General features: G+C 72.0%; 7 protein-coding genes and 2 pseudogenes. 3 read left to right on the top strand and 6 right to left on the bottom strand.

The genetic code is table 11. The annotated features are described in order from the left end of the window. The 6 genes from VR45_RS36670 to VR45_RS36645 form a co-directional block, all read right to left on the bottom strand. On the bottom strand, positions 1 to 565 hold a 565-nt coding region (locus VR45_RS36670; protein WP_159394490.1), incomplete at its 3' end, for an SUMF1/EgtB/PvdO family nonheme iron enzyme. Positions 566 to 710: 145 nt separating this feature from the next. Further along, on the bottom strand, positions 711 to 2,054 hold the full coding sequence (locus tag VR45_RS44925) for an MFS transporter (protein WP_052709657.1): 1,344 nt from the start codon (positions 2,052 to 2,054) through the stop codon (positions 711 to 713). A gap of 119 nt (positions 2,055 to 2,173) precedes the next feature. Continuing rightward, the gene (locus VR45_RS36660) at positions 2,174 to 3,937 is read right to left on the bottom strand and encodes a sulfatase (RefSeq protein WP_045944258.1); all 1,764 of its coding nucleotides are present in this window, start codon (positions 3,935 to 3,937) and stop codon (positions 2,174 to 2,176) included. After that, entirely contained in the window at positions 3,934 to 4,536 is a 603-nt protein-coding gene (locus VR45_RS36655; protein ID WP_045944257.1) for a PadR family transcriptional regulator, read from the bottom strand. The genes VR45_RS36660 and VR45_RS36655 overlap by 4 nt, the downstream gene beginning before the upstream one ends. A gap of 258 nt (positions 4,537 to 4,794) precedes the next feature. Beyond that, entirely contained in the window at positions 4,795 to 5,544 is a 750-nt protein-coding gene (locus VR45_RS36650) for a response regulator transcription factor (protein WP_045944256.1), read from the bottom strand. Then, positions 5,541 to 6,797 carry a histidine kinase gene (locus VR45_RS36645; RefSeq protein WP_045944255.1) on the bottom strand — a complete coding sequence of 419 codons (1,257 nt, stop codon included), beginning with the start codon at positions 6,795 to 6,797 and terminating at the stop codon, positions 5,541 to 5,543. The genes VR45_RS36650 and VR45_RS36645 overlap by 4 nt, the downstream gene beginning before the upstream one ends. A 137-nt stretch (positions 6,798 to 6,934) precedes the next feature. On the opposite strand from VR45_RS36645, the gene VR45_RS36640 reads away from it, so the two are divergent. The 3 genes and pseudogenes from VR45_RS36640 to VR45_RS49530 form a co-directional block, all read left to right on the top strand. Then, positions 6,935 to 7,327: a DUF4190 domain-containing protein gene (locus VR45_RS36640; RefSeq protein WP_234326517.1), complete on the top strand. Its 393-nt coding sequence runs from the start codon at positions 6,935 to 6,937 to the stop codon at positions 7,325 to 7,327. 35 nt (positions 7,328 to 7,362) lie between these two features. Next, positions 7,363 to 7,489: pseudogene (locus VR45_RS46330) on the top strand (DUF2975 domain-containing protein); the annotation flags it as partial. After that, positions 7,489 to 7,565, top strand: a pseudogene (locus VR45_RS49530) (transcriptional regulator); the annotation flags it as partial. The pseudogenes VR45_RS46330 and VR45_RS49530, both read left to right, overlap by 1 nt.

Raw genomic sequence — 7,565 nt, 5'->3', positions numbered from 1 at the left:
GGAAGGTGCCGCGCCAGATGTTGCACCGGTGGGTTCCGTCGGGGTCGAGTTCGTCGCCCCACGGGTAGCGGGCCTGTTCGAGTCCGCCGCGGGCCGCGTACTCCCATTCCGCCTCGGTGGGCAGCCGCTTGCCGGCCCAGGCGGCGTAGGCGTGGGCGTCGTTCCAGGAGACGTGGACCACCGGGTGGTCGGCGCGCCCGGCCAGGTCGCTGCCCGGGCCTTCGGGCCGGTCCCAGGCGGCGCCGGTCACCGCGCACCACCAGGGGGTCCGCTCCACGCGTTGGGCGGTGCGGCGCAGGGCGGCGGGGAGGAAGCCGGCGAAGACGTAGGACCAGCCGATCCGTTCGGCTTCGGTGCGGTAGCCGGTGGCGGTGGTGAACGCGGCGAACTGCGCGTTGGTGACCGCGCGGGCGTCGATGAGGAACGGGTCCAAGCGGACCCGGCGTACGGGCCCTTCGCCGTCGTCGGGGAAGCCTTCGCGGTCGTCGGTGCCCATCAGGAACTCGCCGCCGGGCAGCAGGACCATGCCGTCCCGGGGCCCGTCGGGATGCCGCGAAGCCGGCATGCCCGCGGGTGCGAGGGTGAGCGGGCTGCTCGGCCCGGCGCCGCGCGAGGGGGTGCAGCACGAGGCCGCCGGGGCGTGGGACATGGTTCCTCCGTGAGGTGTTGACGGTCCCGGCGGTGCACGGCGTTCCGGGTCCGGCGGGGTGTCAGGCCAGGGCTTGCCGGCGCCTGAGGTCGAGTTCGTCCTGCACACGCTGGACGTCCTTGGCGTAGGGCAGGTGAAGGAGCGTCAGGAAGGCGCCGTTGACCAGCATGAGGACCACCAGGACCGCCAGGAACACCGGTTGCAGGCCGTACGTCTGGCCGAGGAAGCCGGCTCCCAGGCCGAAGGCGGCCCAGGCGAGTGCCTCGAACACGGAGACGTAGACGGTGAAGGCGGTGGCCCGCAGTTCGGGAGGGGTGACGGCCATGACCATCGGGCGGTTGACCGAGGGGTTCACGCCCTGGGTGAGGCCCATGAGGCCGAAGAGCAGGGCGTAGGTGCCGATGCCGCCGTAGTGGACCTGGGTGCCCAGGAACGCGAGGAGGGCGAAGGCGATCTGGGCGCCCTGGAGCACGCCGGGCAGCCCGTGGCGGGGGCTCTTGCGGGCGGCCCAGTCGGCGAGGAACCCGCCTCCGAGGGTGCCCAGCAGGTAGCCGATGCCGTGCGGCATCAGGACGACGACGGCCCGCTGGGTGGTGAAGCCGAACACGTCCACCAGGTAGACGACGGCGAACGAGGAGAGCAGCAGGTGTCCGGAGAGCAGCCGTGACACCAGGAGGATCGCGAAGCTGGGGATCCGGAACAGTGAGAGGACGGTGGCCGGGCCGATCTTCGTCCGGGCCTCGCGGGCGGTGCGGTCGAGGTCGGCGAGTTGGTGTTCGGCCGCGCCGCGGCCCGGGTCGCGCAGACACAGCAGCAGTACCAGGCCGACGAGGATGTTCAGGGCGCCGACGCCCCACAGGCCCCAGCGCCAGCCGTCGCGCACTCCCGCGAGCTGGCCGATGAGCGGGCCGAGCACCGAGCCGGCCAGGGCGAGGGAGCCGTAGAGGGCGCCGACTGCGCGCCCGCGCGACGCCGAGTCGAACAGGTCGCCGAGGAGTTCGGGGATCAGCGGGTGGGCGGCCGCGTAGCCGGCGGCGAGGACCGTGACGAAGAGCAGCAGCTGGGCGAAGTTCTGCGAGAAGCCGGCCGCCACCCCCCACACGCCCCACAGGCCGGTGGACACGACCAGGACGCCCTTGCGCGACCAGCGGCGGGCCGCCCATACCCACAGCGGGGCGGCGAGCACGCCGATCAGCTTGCCGGCGGCGGTCAGGACACCGAGCGCGCCCAGGCTCAGGCCGAGTGCGTGTCTGATGACCGGGAACAGACCGGTGACCAGGCCGGATTCGGTGCCGTCCACCAGCATGGCGCCGCCCAGCAGCGAGAGCTGGCGCCAGCGGCCCCTGACGGGGGCCGGGACGGGTCTGCTGGCCGGTGGAGCGGTGGCCTCGATAAGGTCGGGCATGAGCGCGACTCCGTTCTTCGCATCGTTCGTCACAGGGGCCGTGCGGGGAACCCGGAGGGGTTGTGCGCAGCCGGTGACGGGGTTGCCGCCCCGTCACCGGCGTCTCGTACGTCGGCCGCTCAGAGCGCGGCCAGCTCCTCGGCCACCCGGTGCAGGGCCGAGACGTCCGTGAGCGAGCCGGCGATGGCGGCGACGTCGATCAGCGGCGTGGGGCCCAGGAACTGCAGGAACTCGGAGTCGACGATGCCGGGCAGGTGCCGGCGCATCACCTCGACGGCGACCGGGTCGGAGATCAGGGCGAGGACCGGGGTGCGCAGCGAGAAGCGTCCCTGGGGGTAGTCCTCCGGGCGGGGCAGCGGCGCGGCTGCCTTGTCGGCGTGCTCGCGCTGGGCGCGGACCAGCAGGTGCTCCGCGCCGACGGGGCCCTCGGAGGGCAGGCCAAGACGCTCGTACTGACTGGGCGGTGCGTCGCTCTCGCGCAGCAGCTCCACCAGCAGGGTCACCATGCGCAGCTCGGCCGCGTCGTCGACCAGCGGGGTCTGCTGCTCGGGGTCGCTGTCCAGGTCGAACAGCAGGGTGCCGTGCTGGTAGGGGTTGATGAACGTGCGGGCCGGGATGCGCAGGGTGCGCACGCCCTTGGTGAAGGTGAACGGCTCCGCCAGTTCGAGGTCCGCCAGCTCGGCCGGTGAGAACCGCCCGCGCATGTGGGTGGGCATCAGGGTGTGCTCCAGCAGCGGCGCGTTGGCCGCGGAGGCGGGGGCGCGCATGTAGACGAACCGGCCGTCGGTGACGTTGACGTGGCCGCCGTGCGCGCCGAACAGGGCCGCCTCGCGCACGTCGGTGTCCTCGGCGACCGGCAGGGGTCTGCCCTGGACGTCGGCGGGGGGCTCGACGCCGAAGTAGTCCAGCAGGGTGGGGGCCAGGTCGATGGTCTGCACCAGAGCCCGGCGCCGTTCACCCGCCGTGCGGACCCGGGGGTCCCAGACGAACAGCGGCAGGTGGACCAGCTCGTTGTACCAGGGCTGGACGACCTTGCCCCACCAGCCCTTCTCGCCCAGCAGCAGCCCGTGGTCGGTGTTGACGATCAGCAGCGTGTCGTCCCACAGGTTCTCCTCGTCCATGAAGTCCAGCACCCGGCCGAGGGAGTGGTCGCACATCGACAGCAGTGCCGCGTACTCGTAACGGGCGTGCGCGACCTGCTCGTCGGTCTCCACCACGCGCTTGTAGTCGGGCCAGTCGAAGTGGGGGCCGTGGTAGTCGTCCAGGTAGAGGTCCTTGAACCGCTGGTGGGAGAAGAACGGCTCGTGCGGGTCGAAGGTCTCGATCTGGACGAACCAGTTGTCGGCGTCCTTGTTGGTGCGCAGGAACTCCAGTCCGGCGTCGAAGGTCAGGGTCTGCGGGTGCTTGTCCTCGGTGGCCATGTGCGGGCGGTTGACCCAGTCCTGCCGGTAGGACTCGAAGCGCAGCTTCTTGAGGTCCTCGGGTATGTGCGGGTCGGCGACCTGCCCCTTCCAGGGGTCGCCCTCCTGGCCGCGGAAGAACTCCCAGGTGTTGTACCGGCCGTGGTAGGTGGCGCCGCCGTCCTCCCAGTAGTGCGGGTGGTCGCTGACCAGGTGGGTGTACACGCCGTTCTGCTTGAGCAGTTCGGGCATGGAGTCGTCGAACGGTTCGAGCGGTCCCCAGCTGCGGTGCAGGAAGTTGTACCGGCCGGTGTGGATCTCGCGGCGCGCCGGCATGCACGGCATCGAGCCGGCGTAGGCGTTGTCGAAGGTGACCGACCGCTCGGCGAGGCGGGCGAAGTTCGGCGCGTACGTCCAGTCGCTCCAGTACGGCGGCAGCATGTGCCGGTTGAGACTGTCGAACATCACCATGATCGCCTTCATGAGGCGCTCTCCTCTCCGGCCGGTAGCGCCTGCGGCCCCGGCTGCCAGTGTTCGAGACGCTGGAGCATGTGCTCCAGCCAGGCCACCCACGTGTCCATGGCGCCGGCGCCGTAGCGGTGCAGTTCCTCGTAGACCTCGCGCGCCAGGGCCTGGTCGAGCTCGGGCAGCGGGTCCTCGAAGCGGACCGTGCGGTCGCGGGGGCGGTTACGGGCGATCTGCGCCCGCCGGTGGTCCAGCTCGGTGCGGATCAGGCGGATCGCGGCTTCGCGGTCCAGGACCGCGGCGAAGGCAAACCGTGACAGGAAGTCCGCGTCCTGGAACCGGCTGGGCGGCTGGTACGGGGAGCGCACCCAGTCCATCAGCGCCTCACGCCCCACCGGTGTGAGCCGGTACACCTTCGCGTCGGGGCGCCCCTCGCGCGGATCGACCTCGAACGCCACCCAGCCGTCGGCGACCATCCGTCCCAGCAGGCGGTAGATCTGGCTGTGGTGCGCCCGGGAGCGAAGGAACTGGCCTTCCGTCTCGACCCACTTGCGCAGGTCGTACCCGCTGAGCGGACGGCCGGCCAGCAGGGCGAGCAGGACATATTCGAACTGCATCGAGGCCCCTATGTGCGGAATCACTTATGTGCTGAGTGTTCTATCGGCGGCTCGCGAAGGCCGTCAACACACAGGACCGGGAGTTATCGGGCCGTTCACACGGGTTCACGAGGGTCCATAGTTCCGCAGCACCCGGCGGCCCTTGCCGACGCGCGCCGCTCACCGGTCGCCAGGACGGCGAGGTTCTTGCCGAACTGGACGTCGAAGTCGGCGACGGCGCCGGCGGCGGTGGTGAGGAGGCCGGCCGCGGTCAGAGCGTCAGCCGGTGAACCCTGGTACCACCAGACCCGATTCGTAGGCGATCACCACCGCGTGGGTCCGGTTCTGCGCACCGAGCTTGGTGAGCACGTTCCCGACGTGCGTCTTCACCGTCTCCAGGCTCACCGCCAGCGACTGCGCGATCTCCGGGTTGGACAGCCCGGTGGCCATCAGCCGCAGCACCTCCTCCTCCCGTCCCGTCAGCGCCGCCTTCGGCAAGGCCTCGGCGCCGCGCAGCGGTCGGGCGGTGACCATCCGGCTCAGTGCCGCCGGGAAGAGGATCGCCTCCCCTGCCGCCACCACGCGCACCGCCTCGGCGATCTGCCGGACCGGCAGCCGCTTGAGGACGAACCCGCTGGCTCCGGCGCCGAGCGCGGCGGTGACGTAGTCGTCGTTCTCGAAGGTGGTGATCACCACGACCTTCGGCGGATCCACCGGGCCGGCCGTATCCACCGACCCGGCCGACCCGGCCGTATCCACCGCGTCGCCGGGTCCGGCAAGGAGCCGCCGGGTGGCCTCGATTCCGTTGCAGCGAGGCATCCGTACATCCATCAGGACCACGTCGGGCCGCAGCCGCCGCGCCTCCTCGACCGCCTCGACCCCGTCGGCGGCCTCCCCGATCACCGCGATGCCCGGTTGCACCGAGAGCAGGGTGCGCAGACCACTGCGGGTCACCGCGTCGTCGTCCGCGATCAGGAGGGTGACCGGGGCGCCGGCCGGGTCGGCCGCGTTCGCGTCGGAGCCGGTCACGCCGACACCCGGACCGGCAGCCGGACCGCCAGCCGCCAGTGCTGCGGCCCGCGCGGGCCGGTCTCGATCTCACCGTGCAGCAGCCGCACCCGCTCGGCGAGACCAGGCAGCCCGTGCCCCGAGGTCGGGAAGGCGCCGCGGCCGGCGCCGGTCCGCGGGCCGGTGGCGGCTCCGGTCCTGTTGACCACGCTGAGCTCCAGGCTGTCCGGCGTGGCCGCCACGCGGACCTCGATCGGGCCGCCCGCCCCGTGCCGCAACGCGTTCGTCAGCCCCTCCTGCAGGATCCGGTACGCCGCCCGGGAGAGCGTCCCCCGCACCTGTGCCAGGTCGCCCGAGAGCTCCGGCTCCAGCACCGCGCCCGTGTGCCGCAGCCGGTCGAGCAACTCGGGCAGGTCGGCCAGGGTCCGGGTCGGAGCGGTCTCCGCCCGCTGGTCGCGCAGCACGCCCAGGACGTAGTCCAGGTCCTCCAGCGCGGCCCGCGACGACTCCTCGATGCTGCGCAGCGCGGCCCTCGCCGCCACCGGATCGGCGCCGAACACCTCGCCCGCCACCGCGGCCTGGATCGTGGTCGCGGTCAGCGTGTGCCCGATCGAGTCGTGCAACTCGTGCGCCAGCCGGTTGCGTTCGGCCAGCGACTGCTCCCGCTCGGCCGCCAGCGCGAGCTGCTCGGCCGGGGAGGGGCCCAGCAGCCGGGGTGCCAGCCATCGCAGGGCGCCGGCCACCAGCGCGCACACGGCCGCCGCCAGCAGGAGGCAGCCCAGTGCCGCCACCCAGCTCGGCCAGCCACCGTCCAGATGCACCGAGTGGCCGGACAGGCTCAGGCCCGCCTCGGCGCCGAGCCAGTTGCCCGGCAGGACCAGGCCCAGGAGGACCAGCACCCCGCTGACCAGGGATCCCGCCCACCCCAGTGCCACGTGCAGCAGCAGCCAGAGCGAGGTCCGCCAACGGTCGGTGCCGCGGGAGCCCGCGGTACGACGTGCGGCCACGGGGTCGGGAAGCGGCACCCGCAGCAGGTGGCGGGCGAACGCGATCAGTGCCCGCCGCGCGACGGGAATCAGCCCCACCGCGCCGGTCAGTGCCGCCCAGACCAGGAGGACCAGCACGGCCTGCACCCCGTAAGGGGCGGACGGCCGCACCAGCGTGGGCAGCAGCGCGAAAGGCAGCAGCGGAAGGCTCGCCAACGCCCCGCAGTAGGCGAACAGCATTCCCGAATAGGTGGAGCCGCGCAGCAACGGCCGAATTCCCTTGAGCATGATCGTCCCAGTATCGCCGAGGTGCGACCGAGCGACCTCCCCCGATCGGGGGAGCACTTCCTCCCGCCTTTCCGCGATGTGCGGCAGCGCCCCGGACGCCAGGATCGTGTCCCGAGCACTTGACCGGAGGAGACCTGATGAACACCCGAGAGATGAACACCCCGGAGACGGAGACGCCGATACGGCGCACCGCATTCGCCCAGGCCGACCGACCCCGGAGGAACGGTCCGGCCGGCGCCGCCGTGGTCCTGGGCGTGATCGGCCTGAGCACGTCGATCGTCTTCGTCGGCGGTCTGCTCGGCGTCGTCGGCCTGGCCCTGGGCATCGCCGCCCTGGTGACGGCCGGGCGGACCGGGGTGGGCCGGGGCCGGGCCATCGCCGGCGTGGTGACCTCGGCCCTCGCGATCGTGGTGTCCGTCCTGGTCGCCGTCTTCGTCGTCTGGTACGCCGACAAGACGCAGGACTGCTACCAGCCCGACTCCCTGCAGCAGTACAGGCAGTGCGTCCAGGGGCACCTCACCGGAAACTGACAGGCCGCGGTCCGCCGCGGTCCGCACGCAAGGCCGGGATCGGCGTGGCCGTTCTGGGGGGTCGCGCTCATCGTGCTCGTGCTGCGGATGCTGCTCGCCCAGGCCGTCGCCCGCGACGTCGAAGCGGCCCTGATGCAGGCCGAGTTGAACGAGGTGATCTGATGCCGATCGCGGTCGACATCGACGTGATGCTGGCCCGGCGGAAGATGTCCGTGGGTGAACTCGCTGAGCGCATAGG

This window comes from Streptomyces sp. NRRL S-495 (assembly GCF_000966955.1).
In the GTDB taxonomy this organism is placed as follows: Bacteria; Actinomycetota; Actinomycetes; order Streptomycetales; family Streptomycetaceae; genus Kitasatospora; species Kitasatospora purpeofusca.
Note: the sequence above shows the minus strand (reverse complement) of the source record. Positions and strands in the feature narration are given on the sequence as shown.

Coding starts and splice junctions, on each gene's coding strand:
- VR45_RS44925 (WP_052709657.1), bottom strand. CDS start 2,054: ATGCCCGACCTTATCGAGGCCACCGCTCCACCGGCCAGCAGACCCGTC.
- VR45_RS36660 (WP_045944258.1), bottom strand. CDS start 3,937: ATGAAGGCGATCATGGTGATGTTCGACAGTCTCAACCGGCACATGCTG.
- VR45_RS36655 (WP_045944257.1), bottom strand. CDS start 4,536: ATGCAGTTCGAATATGTCCTGCTCGCCCTGCTGGCCGGCCGTCCGCTC.
- VR45_RS36645 (WP_045944255.1), bottom strand. CDS start 6,797: ATGCTCAAGGGAATTCGGCCGTTGCTGCGCGGCTCCACCTATTCGGGA.
- VR45_RS36640 (WP_234326517.1), top strand. CDS start 6,935: ATGAACACCCGAGAGATGAACACCCCGGAGACGGAGACGCCGATACGG.